Raw genomic sequence first — 19,579 nt, 5'->3', positions numbered from 1 at the left:
GTTTCTCGACTCTACGGCGTCATCTTGGTGCCCGTGAGGAAGTTCCACATCAGGGCTCGGCCGGTTGCCTTGGGCGGAACCACGCCGGCGCCGGGCCAGCGGTGGGTGAGACCGTCCCAGCGGACCAGTGCTACCCGGCCGGCGCCGCGGCAGGACGTCCACTCCTTGACGGTTGCCGGTCCAACCGTGGTGGTTGACGGCGTGGAGGCGCAACCCTCGACGGATCGCCAGTCGGCTGCGGTAGCGGGGCCGGTGGTGGCGCCGTCGGGCACGTGCCCAGGTGCGGCGTGGGGGTCGGCGCTGCCGTAGCCGATCAGGACCGGCACTGGTGGGCGGCCGGTGGGGCAGCGGGCCGGCTGGGCTGTCCCATAGGTGGCAACGCCGGCGATGCCGGGCAACGCGCAGGCGGCGGTGAGAGCCAGGCGGCCGCCATTGCTGTAACCGACTAGGTAGACCCTGCTCGGGTCGACTGGCGCGTGCTTCTCGATCGCGGGGATCAGAGCCTGCAGGAATGCGACGTCGTCCACTTTCTGCTTCGCAGCTATCGAGCAGCAGCCGGTGCGGGCGTTCCAGGACCGGCCGATCCCGGCCGGGTACGCGAGGACCGCGGTGCCGTTCTCGGCCAGGTCGGTGAAGCCGGTGCGGACCAGCTCCTGGGCAGGCGTGGTGTTCCGGCCGTGCAGTACTACGACCAGCGGCACCCGCCCGGAGGTTCGCGGAGTGAGCACGATCGCGGTCCGCTCTCGGCCACCGGAGGACAGTTGGACCATTCCCGTTCGGCTGCCCGCCGACGCCGCGACGGCGGGCGGCGGCAGCTTGGCCGGCCCCCACACCGGCACCGCGCTAGCTGTGGTCGCGCCTACGACAGGAGTGTCCTGGGCCCGCAGCAACGTCAAGCCCGCGCCGGCAAGCACCAGCACAGTGAGTACTGCGAGGCCGCGGTTGAGGGACTTCACAATCGGCCGCGCCCAGCCGGCACGAGTTCCGCGTCCAGCGGCCGCGGGTCCACCCGCAGTGAGAGCAGCGTTCCGATCGCCAGCAGGACCACCGACAGCGCGAGCGGCAGCTGCCAGTTCCCGGTCCGGTCGATCAGGAACCCGAAGACGATCGGGGACACGATGCCCGCCACCCCGAAGCCGGTGTTCATCAGCCCGCTGGCCACCCCGGCGTGATCGGGGGCGATGTCCATCGGGATCGTCCAGAGCACCGAGTTGGTCAACTCCAGGAAGAAGAACGACAGCGTCAGGCTGATCGTCACCAGCACCAGGTTGTGCACCAGCAGCGACGGGATCAACGCCAGCATCGAGCCGGCCAGGCCGATCACCAGGTTCACCCGCCTCGCCGTACGGAGGCTGCGGGTCCGGGCCAGGAGCCGGTCCGACAGCATCCCGCCCAGGGTGTCCGACACCACTCCGGCGGACAGGACCAGGGAGGTGAACAGCGCGAAGCCGGCCAGCGCCAAGCCGTACTCGGCCTCGAAGAAGGACGGCAACCAGGTGAGGTAGACCCACAGCATCCATCCGTAGCAGAAGTCGACGAGAGTGACTGGTGCGATCCGGGCCACCAGCCTTCGCCACGGTACCTTCGGCCGGTTGACGGCGGAGGTCGTTCGGGGCGCCTCGTCCGCGTGCTGCGCGTCCAGCTCGCCCAGTTCGGTCTCGGAGACCTGGTCGTCGTCCTGCGGGCGGTCGCGGAACCGGCGTACCCAGGCGATCGCCCAGAGCGCGGACACTATGCCGAGAGCGAGGAAGGCGGCCCGCCAGCCCACCGTCGCGAGCAGCGCGGCCATCATGAGTGGGGCGATCGCGGCGCCGAGCCGGGCCGCCGAGTGCACCACGCCCTGGCCGTAGCCGCGGCGGTCGCCGGGCAGCCACAAGGACATCGCCCGGGTCGCGGTCGGGAATGCGGCGCCCTCGCTGAGCCCGAGCAGCAGCCGGGCCGTGCCCAGCGCCAGGAGCCCGGTAGCGAGGCCGGTCCAGATGGTGGAGATGCCCCAGGCAACGGCGAGAATCCCGAGCACCTTGCGAGGGCCGAACCGGTCACCGATCCAGCCGCCGAAGACCTGCAGCAGCGCGTACGGAAGTGAGTACGCCGCCAGGGCGAGCCCGAACTGCGTCTCGGTCAGGTGCAGATCGGCGCGGATGGACGGAGCCGCCGTCGAGATCGCGGTGCGGTCCACGTAGGAGACCGCGTAGAGGACGCAGAGCAGCATCAGCACGCGCCCGCGCACGCGGTGCCGCAGCGGGGAGCGGACCGGCGCCTTGGCCGCGGGGCTGGCGGGTCCGATGCTGAGAGTCATGTCACGCCTTCCGGCTGAGAGCGGATTCGGGCTGCTGGGTGACGGACCCCACCGAGGACTTCTGCGGACGCCGGCGCGGCCTGCCGGTCAGCGGAAGGCTGGCCGGTGACCGCCGGACCACCTCGGTGACAAGCAGCGAGCCTGCCAGCGCGAGAGCGGTGGCCAGGACCGCGGTCACCGCGGCAGGTGGCGCGGTCACCCAACTCAGATCGAGCAGCCCGAGCAACAGCAGCGGGTGCAGCAGGTAGACGCCGAACGACAGGTCGGAGGCGCGGTCCACCCAACGCACGTGCGGCGTGCCGTTGTCAATCCACCGCGTCGCCGCGGCGCCCAGCCCGGCGACCAGGACGACCGCCCAGATCTGCATCACCGGCTGGATCGGGTCGGAGACGGCGTCCGGTTGGGTGCCGACGGCAACCGAGACGAAGTACAGGACCTCCATCGCGAGCGCCGCGGCCAGAGTGCCGGCCAGCATCGCCCGCCGGTGCTTGGTCAGCCAGTCCAGGACGGTGTCCAGGTGCAGCGCCGCGACGCCACCGACGACGAACAGCAACTGGTACGTCGGCAGCAGTTGGCCCGCGTACTGGCGATAGGTGCCTAGCAGGCCCGGCGACCAGTGCCCGTAGCGCAGCCAGCCGGTGACCACGATTGCGACAGCCAGGCTGGCGCCAATTAGTGCCCACGGGTGCTGGCGCGTGCGCCGCAGTAGCCAGAGGAAGGCCGGCAGCGCCACATAGAACTGCATGGTGACAAGCAGGAAGTACAGGTGGTACCAGGCGGTGCCGGTCAGCAAAGCAAGCCAGGCGCCGTCCCACGGGGCGTTCCGGCCGCCGGTTGCCCAGGACACCACGAGGTAGATGACCGACCAGGTCAGGTAGGGCACGCCGACCAGCATCAGCCGCCGCCGCAGCTTGCCTGTACGGCCGGACCGCTCCGCAGAGCGGACCAGCACGATCGCCATGAACACGAAGAAGCCCGAGCGGGTGTAATGCAGCAGCATCAGCGCCGCATTCCCGCCGAGGTCGCGGGCTGCGAATGAGGCGCTCACCGCGTGGACCGCGACGACGGCGCCGAACGTCACCACCCGGACCAGGTCGATCTCCGGAACCCGACCGCCCCGCTTGCTCATGGCGATGCCGCCGGGTGGGCGGCGCGCTCCATCGCGGCGACCTCGGCCCGCAGGACCTTTCCAGTGCCGGTGGTGGGGAGTTGCCCGACGACGGTGATTTCCGCCGGTCGCCGGTCGCGGGGGAGTGCGGCCCGAGACAGCTCGGCCAGCCGGTCGGCGAGCCCGGGGTCGTCGCCGCTGCCCACCACGTAGGCGACCGGGACCTCGCCGAGCACCGGATCCGGCCGCCCGACCACCACCGCGTCCCGGACGGCGGGATCCTCACGCAGTACGTCCTCGATCTCTCGCGGCAGGATCTTCTCCCCGCTGCGGTTGATCAGCTCGCTGGACCGGCCGACCAGCCAGACGTACCCGTCCTCGTCCAGCCGTCCCAGGTCGCCGGTGTCGAGCCAGCCGTCGGCGTCGAACCGCTCGGCGCCGACAGCGGTGGCGTAGTGCCGGATGACGCCGGCGCCGCGGATGCGGATGGTGCCCGACTCACCAGCCGGCAAATCGCGGCCGTCGTCACCGACCACCTTCAGCTCGCCGCCGACCGGCAGCCCGACCGAGCCGGGCCGCCGTTCGCCGTTCAGGGGGTTCACCGTGATCTGGCTGGCCGCCTCGGTCATCCCGTACGACTCCAGAACCGGGACGTGGTGCGTCTCCTCGAAGCGGCGCAGTACCGGGACCGGCAGCGGTGCGGATGCACTGCGGACGAAACGGATCCTGCCCGGGTCCCTGGTCGTCGTGCGGTCTCCGGCCAGGAGCGCGAGGATCGCGGGCACTGCGTTCACCCACGTCGCTTTGTAGGCGTCGACCGTCGTCCAGAACGCGCTGCGGGAGAATCTCCGGTCCAACACCAGCGCGCCCCCGGACCGCAGCGTGGCCAGCAGTCCGACGACCTCGGCATTGACGTGGTAGAGCGGAAGCGGGCAGTAGCCGATGTCGGCCGGGCTGAGCTGGTGAGAGTCGGCGACCGTGGCGGCGACATGTGCGAGCTGGGCGTCGCTGAGCAGGACCTGCTTCGGCTCGCCGGTGCTGCCCGAGCTGGAGAGCAGTACTCCGGCCGGCCGCCGCGTCGGGCCCCGGTCCTCGAGCCGCTGCAGCCCGTCGTCGGTGATGGCGGCGACCGTGTTCGGGTCGGCCAGACGCCGGTCCAGCGCCCGCGGGGCGGCGGGATCGACCGGCGCGGCGACCCGGCCGGTGGCAATGAGCCCGAGCAGCGTCAGCGCCGCGTCCAGTGGGTCGGTCACCGCGGTGGCCACGGTCGCGCCCGCCGGCACGCCCGCGTCGGTCAGCCGCTCGTCCCACTCGGCAACGGCCTCAGCCGTCTCGCCGTAGCTGACCCGCCGGGCGCTGCGCGCGTCGGCCAGATAGGTGATGTCTGCGTGCTCGGCGTTCGCCTCGTCGATCCATCGGGCGAGCTGACTCAGTCTCTCCACCGGCATGCTTTCGACGCTAACCGTGCAACCTGTGCGGCAGCCGAGTGCTGGCTGAATGCCCGCCGTGAATGGACCGTGTTCTTGTACTCACAATGCAACGATCGCCGCCACCTGCCTGCCAGGCAGCCCGGCCAGCACCGTCCACAACCTCCTGCTAGCTGGTAGCGCTGAGGCTGGCGCCTGATCCTCCCGACCATTGCCGGGGACACAGCAAGGTGACGTTGTTGCTGGGCTGGTTTGTGTGTGGTCGTGGGGTAGGCGACCATTGGCGGGCTGGGGCTGGTGGGGGCGGGTTGAGAGGGTCTGGTTGATGCCGGGGTTGTGGGCTGCGGGGCGTCGCTGGCTGGGGCCTGCCTGGCCGCCGCTTGTAGCCGCGCTGCTGGTTGGCGGGACTCTGTGGCTTGCGGTGACTCCTGCCAGCCGGAACCTGGAGCTGACCACCTCGGCGATGCAAGGTCCGACGTTGGAGCAGGTCCGGCCGAGTGCGTCCGGCGAGGTGGATCCGCGCCTGGCCGCTGCTGTCGACGCGATCCTCGCGCGCCGCGGCATCGCAGTACGGACCAACAATCTGGGCATGTTCCTGGCTGACGTGGCGCCTGAGCTTCGGGTGGAGCAGCAGCTGTTGTTCCAGAATCTCCGGACCGTCGGGGTGAGCCCGATCTTCCGGCGGGCCGAACCTTGGGTCGACTACGAGGCCGTACGCCGGTACGGGCTCGCCACCGGCACGTTCCGCGTGAGCATGCGCTATCAGTTGGCCGGCACCAAGCTCGCCTCGGCCGCCACCGACGTGGGGTACACGTACACCGTCCGCGACAACAGGCTCTACCTGGTCGCCGACGACGACCTTGATCAGGCGATCGGCGCCAAACGGCAGCCGTGGGACTTCGGCAGGGTCGAGGTGGTCCGGCGCAAGAACGTGCTGGTGATCGTGAACCAGGGACAGGGCGCGCTCGCGCAGAAGCTGGCGAACCAGACCGTTCAGATGGCGCGGCAGGTCCGCAAGCTCTGGAAGGGGCATCTGCAGATCGTGCCGGTGATCGTGGCGATGCGGGAGCCGCAGGTGCTGACGGACATGCCGCCGACGCTTCCCGGAGACGAGCCGGCCCGGGTGCAGCCGATGCCGGCCCCGGGCATCTCCGGCCTACCCGTCGGGGGCTATGTGGTGATCCGCCCGGGCGCGCAGAGCACCTTCGATTCCGCCCAGATGACGCATGTCCTGCTGCACCTGCTGCCGGTGAAGATGGGCGAACTGGTTCCGCGCTGGCTGGCCGAGGGCATCGCGGAGTACGGCGAGAACCTCCAGCTGGTGGCGACCGGCCGGGGCGCGGCGGTGGCCAAGGCGCGGAGCGAGGTCAGCCGGGAGCTGCTCGGTGAGTTGACCCGGCTGCCCGCTGACGACGAGTTCACCACTACGCAGAGTTATGACATCAGCTGGCTCGCAGTCGAGCACCTGATCAAGGAGGTCGGCGTCAAGCCGGTCACCGACTTTTACTTCCAGGTCGGCCGCCGCGGGTACAGCCAGGCGGCCCGGGAGCGCCTGATGCAGGAGTACACCGGGTTCACCGAAGAGACGCTGGTGGAGTCCCTGCGAAGCCTCGCCGGCTGAGCAAGTAGGCTTGCGCAGGCACCAAGTCGAGTGCCCGAGAACTTAGTTCGGCCCGAACTCGCAGGGAACTCGAGGAGAAGACCGCGTGACTTCCCAACGTCCTGTGGCGGTCATCATCATGGCCGCCGGTCAGGGGACCCGGATGAAATCCGCGACCCCCAAGGTTCTGCACGAGATCGGCGGGCGCAGTCTCGTCGGGCACGCGGTGGTCACCGCCCGTGCACTCGCGCCGGAACATCTCGTCGTCGTGGTCGGCACCGGCCGGGAGCAGGTCGAGGCCCATCTGGCCGCGATCGACCCGGACGTCCGGACTGCTGTCCAGCAGCAACAGCTCGGCACAGGCGATGCCGTCCGCGCAGGACTGACCGCAGTACCGGCTGATTTCGACGGCGCGGTCGTGGTGACGTCCGGTGACGTGCCGCTGTTGCGGCCGGAGACGCTGCACGAACTGATCGCCGAGCATGACAAGCAGGGCAACGCCATCACCGTGCTGACCGCGCGAGTGCCGGACCCGACCGGCTACGGCCGGATCATCCCCGGGGACGACGGCACTGTTGCGGGCATCGTTGAGCACAAGGACGCCAACCCCGAGCAGCGGCAGATCGACGAGATCAACGCCGGCATCTACGTCTTCGACGCGGCCGCGCTACGCGATGGGCTGAGCCGGCTCACCACGGACAACGCGCAGGGCGAGCTGTACCTGACCGACGTGCTCGCGATCGCCCGGGGCGACGGCAAGCGGGTCGGCGCGTATGTCACCGACGACGCGATGCAGACCGAGGGCGTGAACGACCGGGTCCAGCTGGCCACGCTCCGCGCCGAGCTGAACCGCCGCACCCTCGACTCGCTGATGCGCGCCGGAGTCACGGTGGTCGACCCGAACACCACCTGGGTCGACCAGACCGTCACCCTCGAGTCCGACGTCACCCTGCTGCCGAACATCCAGTTGCATGGCGCGACCACCGTCGCGACCGGCGCGACGATCGGCCCGGACACGACGCTGACCGACGTACAGGTCGGTGCAGGCGCGTCGATCGTCCGCTGCCACGGCTCGGGCGCGATCGTGGGGGCCGGAGCCTCAGTCGGCCCGTATGCGTACCTCAGACCCGGTACGACGCTGGGCGCGAACGGCAAGATCGGCACCTTCGTCGAGACCAAGAACGCGTCGATCGCCGCCGGCGCCAAGGTGCCGCACCTGACCTACGCGGGTGACGCCACCATCGGCGAGGGCGCGAACATCGGCGCCGGCACGATCTTCGCCAACTACGACGGCGTGAACAAGCACCACAGCACCGTCGGGCGCTACTCCTTCGTCGGCAGCAACTCGGTGCTGGTCGCGCCCGCGAACATCGCCGACGGCGCGTACGTCGCGGCCGGTACGGCGCTGACGGAAGCCGTGGGGCCGGGCGAAATCGCTGTGGCCCGGGGCAAGCAGCGCAACATCGCCGGCTGGGTCGCGCGGAAGCGGGCCGGCACCAAAACCGCGAAGGCCGCGGAAGAAGCCCGGGCGCAAGAGGCAGCGCGGACGGACAAGCTGAGCGACACTGGCGACGAGGCCGAACGGGAGGCGCGACCATGAGCGGCATGAAGCGGACCACCGAGAAGAACCTGATGGTGTTCTCCGGACGGGCCCACCCGGGCCTGGCCGTGGAGGTGGCCGAGCAGCTCGGCGCGGGGCTGGTGCCCACCGCGGCGTACGACTTCGCCAACGGCGAGATCTACGTCCGGTTCGAGGAGTCGGTCCGGGGCAGCGACGCGTTCGTGATCCAGAGCCACACCTCGCCGATCAACCAGTGGATCATGGAGCAGCTGATCATGGTCGACGCGCTGAAGCGGGCGTCGGCCAAGCGGATCACCGTGGTGCTGCCGTTCTACGGGTATGCCCGGCAGGACAAGAAGCACCGCGGCCGGGAGCCGATCTCGGCCCGGCTGATGGCGGACCTGTTCAAGACCGCCGGTGCGAACCGGCTGATCTGCGTCGACCTGCACACCTCGCAGATCCAGGGCTTCTTCGACGGCCCGGTGGACCACCTGATGGCGCTGCCGATCCTGACCGACTACGTGCGGGAGAAGTACGGCGACCAGCAGTTGGCAGTGGTCTCGCCGGATGCCGGCCGGATCAAGGTGGCCGAGCAGTGGTCGGCCCGCCTGAACAACGCACCGCTGGCCTTCATCCACAAGACCCGCGACATCGACCGGCCGAACGAGACCGTCGCCAACAGGGTGGTCGGTGAGGTCTCCGGCCGGACCTGCATCCTCGTCGACGACATGATCGACACCGGCGGCACCATCACCAAGGCGGCCGACGCGCTGATCGCAGCCGGCGCCGCAGGCGTGGTGATCGCCGCGACCCACGCGATCCTGTCCGGCCCGGCGGTCGACCGGCTGAAGAACTGCCAGGCCAGCGAGGTGATCGTCACCAACACGTTGCCGATCGCCCCGGAGCGCAAGTTCGACAAGCTGACCGAACTGTCGATCGCCCCGTTGATCAGCCGGGCCATCCGCGAGGTCTTCGAGGACGGCTCGGTCACCAGCCTCTTCGAAGGGCGTGCCTGATCCGATGCGGATCGCCGTCTTCCACCCGGGCGCGATGGGGTCGCAGCTCGCGGCGCAGTTGGTTGTTGCGGGCCATGAGGTTCATTGGGTTCCCCAGGGGCGGAGCGACGCGTCTGTTGCTCGCGCCGAGGCGGCCGGATTGATCGGTACGCCGTTCGCCGAGGCGGTCGGATCGGCCGAGGCGGTGCTCTGTTCGTGCGCACCTCAGGGAGCAGTGGACATCGCGCGGCAGGTTGGTGCGGCAGGGTTCGCCGGGCTCTACGTCGAGGCCAACCCGCTGTCGCCGAAGTCGCTCGAAGATGCTCAGGCGGCGCTGCCTGAGGCGACCTTCACAGACGCAGGCGTGATCGGCCCGCCACCCACGGGCGGGGCGACTCCGACCCACCTGATGCTCTCCGGTGCCGCGGCTCAGCAAGCGGCTGACCTCTGGGCGGGGACTGCCGTCACACCGATGGTCGTGGGCGAGGAAGTCGGCGCCGCCAGCGCGGCCAAATCCGCCTACGCCCTTTACAACAAGGGCAAATCAGCGCTCGCCGTGCTCGCGTTCCAATTGGCGGACAAGCATGGGGTCACCGACGCTCTGATCGCCCAGCAGGTGCGGGCCGATGCTGGTTCGCTGAGAGATCCTGGGTTGCCTGACCAGCTGACGGCAGTCGCCTGGCGCTGGGGACCCGAGTTCGACGAGCTCGCGGAGACCCTCGACGCCGCCGGCCTCGAAGGTGACGCGGCCCGCGCGCTTCGAGAGGTGTGGACCAAGCTCAGTCGGTGACCACGCAGCCGCCGATCTCGGCTCAACAGGTGCCGGCCGACTGGATCCGCCGCCTGCTGGAATTCCCGGATCATGGCGTAGGCAGTCAGGGCGATACCGGCCACGACCGCGGTGGAGAGGATGCGCAGATCCACCGCCGGGATCCACATCAGATAGTGGGCGGAGTCCGAGCCAGGGCGGAAGAGCGGTGGTATCGGCGAGCCAGTGCGCTCCGCCACGCGATACGGCAGCAACAGGTAGTTGAGGTAGACCGACAGCGAGGCGAACTGCACCAGCAGCGGCACCGGCAGCAGCCTCAGGCGTCCGGGCAGCCAGAAGGCGACCACGACGGTCAGCACATCGGCCAGGTAGAAATAGCGATCGTGCATGGACGGCAGCAGGAACGGCGTCAGCAGCACCGACAACGAACTGATCAGCAAGATCCGGGCAGGCGTGAGCTGAATGCGGTGCAGCGCGGCGAAAATGATCGGTCCGAGCAGGATCAGCCCGGTCAGCAGGACGCCCGCCTTGCGGATCGTGTCGCCGGTGTCCTGCAGCAGATAGGTGTAGACCGTCGGGGCGTTCATGCTGAGGACGGGGTACTGATTGGTCTGGTCCAGGTAGATGGACAGCAGCCGTCCAGGGTCGGCGCCCAACAACACGGCCGGTACGTCGAGAAGCAGGTACACGGCAGGTATTGCCAGCAAGGCCCGCCACGGGAGCCACCGGCGCAAGGCGAACAGCAACAACGCCGGAAACAGGAAGACGATCTGCAGCTTGAAGGCCAGTGCCAGCCCGAAGAACACGCAGGCTCTCCAGTGTCTCCTCAGCAGCAGGTGGTAGAGCCCGCCCGCAGCCATGGCCGCATAGGTGGCATCGGCTTGTCCCCACATGGCCCCGTTGAGCACGACGGTCGGCAGCAGCACCACCACGGCTCCGGTCGGCGGCACCCAGCCAGTGGGGTATCGCAGCCGGAGCAACCGGTAGACGTACCACCCGAGGATGACCTCGAAGATGGCCGAGATGAGCTTGACCGCGACGAGAGGTGACAGCGGGAGGTAGCTGACCGCCGCCATGAGATACAGATACAGCGCGTTGTAGTTCGAGAACGAGTACTGCAAGGCCCCGAAGCCGCCGTGCTGGTCTATGAAGGCGGCCCACGGTCCCAGGAAGGTCTGATAGTCCGGCGACTGGTAGTCGAAGAACACGAGCCGGACGAACACCGCCACCACCAGCAGCCCGACCAGGGCGACAGGCTGCCCTTGCGGTCGTTCGATCAGAGGAGTCGATCTTGCAGCATGCTTGGGCGCCGTCGTCAGTGGCACTGCATTTCCCCCAGGTCGACGGTCATCGTCGACATATATGACGATCGATCCCGGGCAAAGTTCTGCGGCGACCGGTAACGATCCGGCAGAAACTGCCGATCGAACGGATTTCCCGAACCCGCCCGGTGATGGGTAGACTGTGCAGGTTGCCTCGGCGAGGGACGCCCCCCGGAAACTGGCGGGCGCGGCTCCGTGATCGACGCGGTGGTTCGTTGCTTGTCGCCTGTTGCGGCGTCATGACGTGCCCGCTGAGGCCAGCAATCGGTTCCACCACTGACAACAGATCACCGCAACGCACTTGAGGAGTTCATCTCGTGGCCGAGGTCAAGATCCAAGCCGAGTCGCGCACGGAGTTCGGCAAGGGTGCTGCCCGCCGAATCCGCCGGGACAACAAGGTGCCCGCCGTCCTTTACGGCCACGGCACGGACCCGGTGCACATCACGCTGCCCGGTCACGACACCATGCTGGCGCTGAAGACCGCCAACGCCCTGCTGCTGATCGAGGTCGAGGGCAGCGAGAGCCTGCTGGCGCTGCCGAAGCAGGTCCAGCGCGACCCGATCAAGGGCTTCATCGAGCACGTCGACCTGGTCATCGTGAAGCGCGGTGAGAAGGTGCAGGTCGACATCGCCGTGCACGTCGAGGGCGAGGCCGTCAGCGACACGCTGGTCGTGCTCGAGCACCCGTCGATCCTGGTCGAGGCCGAGGCGACGCACATCCCGGACGGCGTCACCGTCTCCGTCGAGGGTCTCGACGTCGGCGCGCAGATCCACGCGTCGGACCTCAAACTGCCCTCCGGTACGACGCTGGCGATCGAGCCGGACACGCTGATCATCAACGTGACCGCCGCTCAGACCGCCGAGCAGGTCGACGCCGACCTGGCCGAGGCCGAGGCCGAAGCGGGCATCGAGCGGGACGAGCCGGAGGTCGCCTCGACCGAGACGGTCGCCGCCGCTGCCGAGTAGGTAGCAGTCACAACAGCTTCAACAGGAGGGCCGGGATCCGTGGCGGACGACGTGTGGTTGGTCGTCGGACTGGGGAATCCCGGCCCCTCCTATGCCAAGACCCGGCACAACGTCGGCCAGATGGTGGCCGACGAGCTGGCTGCCCGGGTCGGCGGTGGGTGGAAGCAGCACAAGCATGCCAAGGCCGAGGTGATCGAGACCCGGATCAGCGGCATCCGCACGATCTTGGCCAAGCCCCGGTCCTACATGAATGAGTCCGGCGGACCGGTGTCCGGCCTGCTGAAGTTCTTCAAGCTCGAGCCGGCCTCGCTGGTCGTCATCCACGACGAGCTCGATATCGACTTCGGCACCCTCCGGGCCAAGTTCGGCGGCGGCGACAACGGCCACAACGGGCTCAAGTCGCTGCGGAAATCGCTTGGTACCGGTGAGTACCATCGACTGAGGTTCGGTGTGGGCCGGCCCCCGGGCCGGCAGAACCCGGCGGACTTCGTCCTGAACGAGTTCTCCTCGACCGAACGCAAGGACCTACCGTTCGCGGTGGACCGCAGCGCGGACGCATTCGAGTCCCTGCTCACGGATGGTCTCGAAGCAACCCAAGGGAAGTACAACTCGTGAAACTGGCCGGTCTGGTCGACACCCTGATCACCGATCCGGTGGTGGCCGAGGCCGTTCGTGATGCCCGCACTGACGGGGTCACGACGCTCGACCTGAGCGCTCCCGGGCCGATCCGCCCGGTGCTGATGGCTGCGCTGGCCGCTCACAACGGTGCTGACCGCCCGGTGCTGGCGGTGACCGCCACGTTCCGCGAGGCCGAGGAGCTCACCGAGGCTTTGCAGTGCATGGTCGAGCCCGGCAGCGTCGCCTACTACCCGGCCTGGGAGACGCTGCCGCACGAGCGGTTGTCCCCCCGGTCGGACACGGTCGGCCGGCGACTCGCAGTACTGCGACGCCTGGCGCACCCGGATCCGTCGGACGAGACGACCGGGCCGATCAAGATCCTCGTCGCACCGGTGCGATCCGTGCTGCAGCCGCAGGTGGCGGGACTCGCCGACCTGCAACCGGTCCAGCTGCACGTTGGCGACTCTGTGGAGCTCGAGGACGTCGTCCAGCGGCTGGCCGGCGCGGCCTACCACCGGGTGGATCTGGTCGAGCGCCGCGGTGAGTTCGCCGTACGCGGCGGCATCATCGACGTCTTCCCGCCGACCGAGGAACACCCGCTGCGGGTCGACTTCTTCGGTGACGACGTGGAGGAGATCCGGTACTTCGCTGTCGCCGATCAGCGGTCGCTGGAGATCGCCCAGCACGGACTGTGGGCACCTCCTTGCCGCGAGTTGCTGCTGACCGACGAGGTGCGCGCACGGGCCGCAGTACTGGCCAAGGAGCACCCGGAGCTCTCCGAACTGTTCGAGAAGCTGGCCGAAGGTCACGCGGTCGAGGGGATGGAATCGCTCGCGCCCGTCCTGGTCGACGACATGGAACTGCTCGTCGATCTGATGCCGGCCGGAACGCACATCGTCGTCAGCGACCCCGAGCGGGTTCGCGCTCGCGCGCACGACCTGGTCGCCACCAGCCAGGAGTTCCTGGAGGCATCCTGGGCCGCTGCCGCAGGTGGTGGCGAGGCGCCGATCGACCTGGGTGCGGCGGCGTACATCTCGCTGGCCGACGTGCGGGCGCACGCCCTGGGCAGGGGCCTTGCCTGGTGGAGCATGTCGCCGTTCGCCGCGGCTCCGACGGACTCGCCCGAGCTGCGGGACTCGATGGGGGAGCGCGTCTCCTTCGACATCGACCCGGACGCCGGTGCGGTCCGCAGCCGCGCGATCGCCGCGCACGAGGTCGACCCCTATCGGGGCGAAACAGCTGCTGCTGTCGAAGATGTGCGCGCTTGGTTGCGGGACGGCTGGCGCGTCGTGTGCGTGACGGAAGGCCACGGCCCGGCCCAGCGGTTGGCCGAGGTCTTCTCCGAGGCGGAGCTGCCCGCGCGGACCGTCGACAGCATCGACGGGATCCCCGAGCCCGGCGTCATCCTGATCTCCCAAGGCGCGCTGGAACGCGGATTCATTGCCGAGGGCATCAAGTTCGCGGTGCTCACCGAGAACGACCTGGCGGGTCAGCGATCGGCGGCCGAACGGCGTTCCCAGCAACGGATGCCGAGCCGCCGGAAGAAGGCGGTCGACCCGCTGGAGCTGACCCCGGGCGACTACGTCGTGCACGAGCAGCACGGCGTCGGCCGCTACGTCGAGATGATGCAGCGGACCGTCGGCACCGGTGCGCAGAAGGCCACCCGCGAGTACATCGTGATCGAGTTCGCGCCGAGCAAGCGCGGCCAGCCCGGCGACCGGCTGTACGTGCCGAGCGACCAGCTCGACCAGGTCACCCGGTATGTCGGTGGCGAGCAGCCCTCGCTCGACAAGATGGGCGGCGGCGACTGGGCCAAGCGCAAGGGCCGCGCACGCAAGGCGGTCCGCCAGATCGCCGGCGAGCTGATCAAGCTGTACGCCGCGCGGCAGGCCACCAAGGGTCACGCGTTCGCCAGGGACACCCCCTGGCAGCGCGAACTGGAGGACGCGTTCCCGTTCGTGGAGACGCCCGACCAGCTCGCCACCATCGACGACGTGAAGCGCGACATGGAGCGCGTCACCCCGATGGACCGGATCGTCTGTGGAGATGTCGGCTACGGCAAGACCGAGATCGCCGTACGGGCTGCCTTCAAGGCCGTGCAGGACGGCAAGCAGGTCGCCGTACTCGTCCCGACCACTCTGCTCGTGCAGCAGCACTACGCGACGTTCGCCGAGCGGTACGCCGCCTTCCCGGTGAACGTGGCTCCGCTGTCGCGGTTCCAGACCGACAAGGAGGCCAAGGCATCCCTCGACGGCCTGGCCGACGGGTCCGTCGACGTGGTGATCGGCACCCACCGGTTGCTCAGCGGCGAGGTCCAGTTCAAGGATCTCGGCCTGGTCGTCGTCGACGAGGAGCAGCGGTTCGGCGTCGAGCACAAGGAGCAGCTGAAGCGGCTGCGGACCGCGGTCGACGTACTGACCATGTCCGCGACGCCGATCCCGCGCACGCTGGAGATGTCGATCACCGGCATCCGGGAGATGTCGACGATCGCGACCCCGCCGGAGGAGCGGCACCCGGTGCTGACCTTCGTCGGCGCGTACGAAGAGGGCCAGGTGACCGCCGCCATCCGGCGCGAGCTGCTCCGTGAGGGTCAGGTCTTCTTCGTGCACAACCGCGTGAACACGATCGAGAAGGCGGCCGCACGGATCCGCCAGCTGGTGCCGGAGGCGCGGGTCTCGGTCGCGCACGGGCAGATGCCCGAGCACCAGCTCGAGCAGGTCATCCAGGGCTTCTGGGAGAAGGAGTCCGACGTCATCGTCTGTACGACGATCGTTGAGTCGGGCATCGACATCTCGAACGCGAACACGCTGATCGTGGAACGGTCCGACCTGCTCGGCCTGTCCCAGCTGCACCAGCTCCGCGGCCGGGTCGGACGAGGCCGCGAGCGCGCCTACGCGTACTTCTTCTTCCCGCCCGAGAAGCCGCTCACCGAGACCGCGCACGACCGGCTCGCCACGATCGCGCAGCACGCCGATCTCGGTGCCGGCATGCAGGTGGCGATGAAGGACCTGGAGATCCGGGGCGCGGGCAACCTGCTCGGCGGGGAGCAGTCGGGCCACATCGCGGATGTCGGGTTCGACCTGTACGTCCGGCTCGTCGGCGAAGCCGTCGCGGAGTACCGGGGTGACACCCAGGCCGAGGAGCCCGAGGTCAAGATCGAGCTGCCGATCGACGCGCACCTGCCGCACGACTACGTGCCCTCGCAGCGCCTCCGGCTCGAGATGTACCAGCGGATCGCCGCGGTGCGGGATGACGCCGAGATCGAGGAGTTGGTCGAAGAACTGCACGACCGGTACGGCGACATCCCGCAGCCGGTGCTCAACCTGATCGAGGTAGCGAAGTTCCGTAACCACGCCCGCCGGGCGGGTCTGCACGACGTCACCCTGCAGGGCAACCTGATCCGGTTCGGGCCGGTCGAACTGCCCGACTCGAAGGTGCTGCGGTTGAACAGGCTGTACCCGAAGAGTCTGGTCAAGCCGCAACTGCGTACGATCCTGGTGCCACGACCTGCCACCCGGCCGGTCGCCGGTCAGCCGCTCCGGGACCAGGAGCTGTTGCAGTGGTGCACCAGACTGATCGACGACGTGATCGCCGAGCCCGTCGGGGCGCCGGCCTGATGAATTTCAGTTGGAGGAGAGTTCCGGTGAGTAGATCCCTCGCCAAGGTCGTTGGTGCGGCGCTGGCTTCGGTGCTGGTGCTGGCCGGTTGCGCCGCCGGCACCCACCCGGGCGCGGCTGCCGTGGTCGGCAACACCGAGATCACAGTGGGCGACCTCGACCAGACCACCCGCGCGGTTTCCACCGCCCTCGGCCAGCCGTTCACCAGCGGTGCGACGCTCAGCAATCTGGTGAACAGCGCGCTGGTCCAGCAAATCACCGAGCAGCGCTCGATCAAGATCAGCGACGCCGAGACCGCGGCAGGTATGAAGGCCGTCGTCTCCGACCAGGCCACGTACGACAAGCTCGTCAACGACCCGGTTGCGAACAACTTCCTCCGTGGTGTCGCGCAGGCCGTGATCGGCACGATCAAGCTGGGCGGCGGCACCGGGGTCACCGACCCGAACGCGCAGCAGGCCCAGCAGGCCGGCCAGGGCGTGATCAAGGACGCCTCGAAGAACATCAGGGTCGACATCGCGCCGCGCTTCGGCAAGTGGACCGACGGCACGATCGACGGCAAGGCCTCCGGCTCGCTGTCCGACCTGTCGCCGCAGTCGCAGGCGTCGCAGGCTGCGACCAGCCAGCAGACACCACAGCCGCAGCCGCAGGGCTGACCCGCGCACCCCGTGATCGCCTCGGCCCTGTGAGTACCTCGCCCGATGCCGCCGTCGGCGGGATCAAGGTCGTCCTGACCAGCCCGCGGGTAGCTCCCGGAGTGCTCACCCGCGCCGCATGGCGCGCGTTCGAGGACGCGGATGAGGTCGGTGCGGCACGCGGGGCCGTCGAGCGTCCGGACGTCCAGGCTCTTGAGGCCGAGGGCTTGACGGTCGAGCGGATCCCCGGGGACACGGTGGGCCACTGGGCCTGGTTGACCACCACCGCCGGCCTCGGAGGGCAGGTGGCGTGGCTCGTCGGCGACGACGGGGAACCAGGTCTGCTGCGCCTCATCGCGGACGAGCTCAGCCGGGAGCCGCGCCCGGCGTACGAGGTCGAGATCGTGCACGGCTCGTACGACGTACCGGGCGCGCGGCTGATCGACCTGGTCCGCGTGATGGACCGGCTCCGCCGGAACTGCCCTTGGGACCAGGAGCAGACGCACGAGAGCCTGGCGAAGTACCTGCTCGAGGAGACCTACGAGACGCTCGAGGCGATCGACTCGGGTGATACCGACCATCTGCGCGAGGAACTCGGCGATCTGCTCCTTCAGGTCGCCTTCCACTCCCGGATCGCCGAGGAAGAGCCCGACGAAGGCTTCTCCATCGACGATGTCGCCGGCGACATCGTCGAGAAGTTGATCCGCCGACACCCCCACGTCTTCGCCGACACCCTCGCCGCCGACGCGGCCGCGGTCGAGGCGAACTGGGAAACCATCAAGGCCGCCGAGAAGCAACGCACCTCCGTCCTCGAAGGCATCCCCCTGGCCCTCCCGGCCCTGGCGCTAGCGGACAAACTGCTCTCCCGAGCCGCCAAGGTCCTTCCGTCCGAGCCTCCCGCTCCTTCCGACGACCTCGGCGACCGCCTCCTCGACCTGGTCCGCAAGGCCCGGGCCTCGGGCCAAGACGCCGAGCAATCCCTCCGCGCCGCCACCCGCCGCCTCGCCCAAGAAATCCGCACTGCCGAAGCCGGCAGCTAACTCTCCAGAGGGCCGCGGATCCAACGGCGCTTCGGGTTGTCGGCCCGGGTTGTCGGCCCGGGTTTCCGGCCAGATGTCGGACCAGCTGTCGGGGGTTCGGACACCACGTGGGGGTCTGGGACACGAAATGTCTTGTCCGAGGACCCGAGTCGGTGTCCAAGGCCCCCAGACCTGCCCGTCGCCAGAACTCGGGACCGCGGACAACCACTTGGGACCTCGGACAATCGAAAAAGGCCGACGCGGTCCAGTAGGTGTGCTGGTCTGGACGTTAGGCTCGGCGGTGACATCAAGGTGTGAACAAGGGAGTAGCTGTGGCCACCATCGAGGCCGTCGGAGCGCGTGAGATTCTCGACTCGCGCGGCAACCCCACTGTCGAGGTCGAGGTTCTGCTCGACGACGACACCGTAGCCCGGGCGGCGGTGCCGTCGGGCGCTTCCACCGGCCAGTTCGAAGCTGTCGAGCTGCGGGACGGGGACAAGTCCCGCTACGGCGGCAAGGGTGTCCAGAAGGCCGTGATGGCCATCCTGGAGGACATCGACAAGGAGATCGTCGGGTACGACGTGCACGAGCAGCGGCTGATCGACCAGGCCATGCTCGACCTCGACGGCACCCCGAACAAGGCCAAGCTGGGTGCGAACGCCATCCTCGGCGTCAGCCTCGCGGTGGCCAAGGCAGCGGCCGAGAGCGCCGGGCTGGACCTGTACCGCTACGTCGGCGGCCCGAACGCGCACGTGCTTCCGGTGCCGATGATGAACATCCTCAACGGCGGCGCCCACGCGGACAGCAACGTCGACGTGCAGGAGTTCATGATCGCCCCGATCGGTGCGGCGACGTACGCCGATGCGCTGATGCAGGGTGCGGGCGTCTACCACGCGCTGAAGGCGGTGCTGAAGGAGCGCGGGCTGTCCACCGGCCTCGGTGACGAGGGTGGTTTCGCCCCGAACCTGCCGAGCAACCGCGACGCGCTCGACCTGATCGTGGTCGCGATCGAGAAGGCCGGCCTGCAGGTCGGCAAGGACATCGCGCTGGCCATGGACGTGGCCGCGAGCGAGTTCCACACCGACGGCGTGTACGCCTTCGAGGGCGGCAAGAAGTCCTCCGACGAGATGATCGCGTACTACGCGGACCTGGTGGCGTCGTACCCGATCGTGTCCATCGAGGACCCGCTGAACGAAGAGGACTGGGACGGTTGGAAGAACCTCAGCGCCCAGCTCGGTGACAAGATCCAGATCGTCGGCGACGACCTGTTCGTCACCAACGTCGAGCGGCTGCAGCGCGGTATCACCGAGAAGTCGGCGAACTCGCTGCTGGTGAAGGTGAACCAGATCGGCTCCCTGACCGAGACGCTGGACGCCGTCGACCTGGCCCACCGCAACGGCTTCACCTGCATGATGAGCCACCGCTCCGGTGAGACCGAGGACACCACCATCGCCGACCTCGCGGTCGCGACGAACTGCGGCCAGATCAAGTCCGGCGCCCCGGCCCGGTCCGACCGCACCGCGAAGTACAACCAGCTGCTCCGGATCGAGGAGGAACTGGACGACGCGGCCCGGTACGCCGGTCGCTCGGCCTTCCCGCGATTCAAGGGCTGACCAGCGTAGGATTTTTGGATGTCCTCCCGCCGGG

14 protein-coding genes are annotated in these 19,579 nt (G+C 68.9%); 10 read left to right on the top strand and 4 right to left on the bottom strand.

The genetic code is table 11. From position 1 onward, the window contains the following. Positions 1-11: 11 nt before the first annotated feature. The 4 genes from ABD210_RS08785 to ABD210_RS08770 are packed head-to-tail and all read right to left on the bottom strand — an operon-like array spanning position 12 to position 4,855. Entirely contained in the window at positions 12-956 is a 945-nt protein-coding gene (locus ABD210_RS08785) for a CE1 family esterase (protein WP_344110470.1), read from the bottom strand. Then, positions 953-2,299, bottom strand: coding sequence for an MFS transporter (locus tag ABD210_RS08780; RefSeq protein WP_344110469.1), 1,347 nt, complete (start codon positions 2,297-2,299; stop codon positions 953-955). The genes ABD210_RS08785 and ABD210_RS08780 overlap by 4 nt, the downstream gene beginning before the upstream one ends. Before the next feature lies 1 nt (position 2,300). After that, on the bottom strand, positions 2,301-3,428 hold the full coding sequence (locus tag ABD210_RS08775) for an acyltransferase family protein (RefSeq protein WP_344110468.1): 1,128 nt from the start codon (positions 3,426-3,428) through the stop codon (positions 2,301-2,303). Continuing rightward, a complete protein-coding gene (locus tag ABD210_RS08770; protein WP_344110467.1) occupies positions 3,425-4,855 on the bottom strand; it encodes an AMP-binding protein in 1,431 nt (476 codons plus the stop codon). The genes ABD210_RS08775 and ABD210_RS08770 overlap by 4 nt, the downstream gene beginning before the upstream one ends. A gap of 400 nt (positions 4,856-5,255) precedes the next feature. On the opposite strand from ABD210_RS08770, the gene ABD210_RS08765 reads away from it, so the two are divergent. From ABD210_RS08765 to eno, 10 genes are all read left to right on the top strand, one after another. Beyond that, positions 5,256-6,455 carry a hypothetical protein gene (locus ABD210_RS08765; RefSeq protein WP_344110466.1) on the top strand — a complete coding sequence of 400 codons (1,200 nt, stop codon included), beginning with the start codon at positions 5,256-5,258 and terminating at the stop codon, positions 6,453-6,455. Positions 6,456-6,540: 85 nt separating this feature from the next. Then, complete coding sequence (gene glmU / locus ABD210_RS08760; protein WP_344110465.1) at positions 6,541-8,034, top strand: bifunctional UDP-N-acetylglucosamine diphosphorylase/glucosamine-1-phosphate N-acetyltransferase GlmU; 1,494 nt, start codon at positions 6,541-6,543, stop codon at positions 8,032-8,034. Then, positions 8,031-9,011, top strand: coding sequence for a ribose-phosphate diphosphokinase (locus ABD210_RS08755; protein ID WP_344110464.1), 981 nt, complete (start codon positions 8,031-8,033; stop codon positions 9,009-9,011). Before glmU ends, ABD210_RS08755 begins: the two co-directional genes overlap by 4 nt. A 4-nt stretch (positions 9,012-9,015) precedes the next feature. Beyond that, positions 9,016-9,780, top strand: coding sequence for a DUF1932 domain-containing protein (locus ABD210_RS08750; RefSeq protein WP_344112021.1), 765 nt, complete (start codon positions 9,016-9,018; stop codon positions 9,778-9,780). Positions 9,781-11,398: 1,618 nt separating this feature from the next. After that, positions 11,399-12,046 carry a 50S ribosomal protein L25/general stress protein Ctc gene (locus ABD210_RS08745; protein WP_344110463.1) on the top strand — a complete coding sequence of 216 codons (648 nt, stop codon included), beginning with the start codon at positions 11,399-11,401 and terminating at the stop codon, positions 12,044-12,046. Positions 12,047-12,085: 39 nt separating this feature from the next. Further along, entirely contained in the window at positions 12,086-12,661 is a 576-nt protein-coding gene (pth, locus tag ABD210_RS08740) for an aminoacyl-tRNA hydrolase (RefSeq protein ID WP_344110462.1), read from the top strand. Beyond that, on the top strand, positions 12,658-16,281 hold the full coding sequence (gene mfd / locus ABD210_RS08735) for a transcription-repair coupling factor (RefSeq protein ID WP_344110461.1): 3,624 nt from the start codon (positions 12,658-12,660) through the stop codon (positions 16,279-16,281). The genes pth and mfd overlap by 4 nt, the downstream gene beginning before the upstream one ends. 26 nt (positions 16,282-16,307) lie before the next feature. Further along, a complete protein-coding gene (locus ABD210_RS08730; protein WP_344110460.1) occupies positions 16,308-16,934 on the top strand; it encodes a SurA N-terminal domain-containing protein in 627 nt (208 codons plus the stop codon). A gap of 29 nt (positions 16,935-16,963) precedes the next feature. Beyond that, the gene (locus ABD210_RS08725; protein ID WP_344110459.1) at positions 16,964-17,953 is read left to right on the top strand and encodes a nucleoside triphosphate pyrophosphohydrolase; all 990 of its coding nucleotides are present in this window, start codon (positions 16,964-16,966) and stop codon (positions 17,951-17,953) included. A 311-nt stretch (positions 17,954-18,264) separates the two neighbouring features. Continuing rightward, the gene (eno, locus tag ABD210_RS08720) at positions 18,265-19,545 is read left to right on the top strand and encodes a phosphopyruvate hydratase (RefSeq protein ID WP_344110458.1); all 1,281 of its coding nucleotides are present in this window, start codon (positions 18,265-18,267) and stop codon (positions 19,543-19,545) included. The last annotated feature ends 34 nt before the right edge of the window (positions 19,546-19,579 follow it).

Origin of the sequence: Kribbella alba (assembly GCF_039529635.1) — a bacterium.
Lineage (GTDB): Bacteria > Actinomycetota > Actinomycetes > Propionibacteriales > Kribbellaceae > Kribbella > Kribbella alba.
Note: the sequence above shows the minus strand (reverse complement) of the source record. Positions and strands in the feature narration are given on the sequence as shown.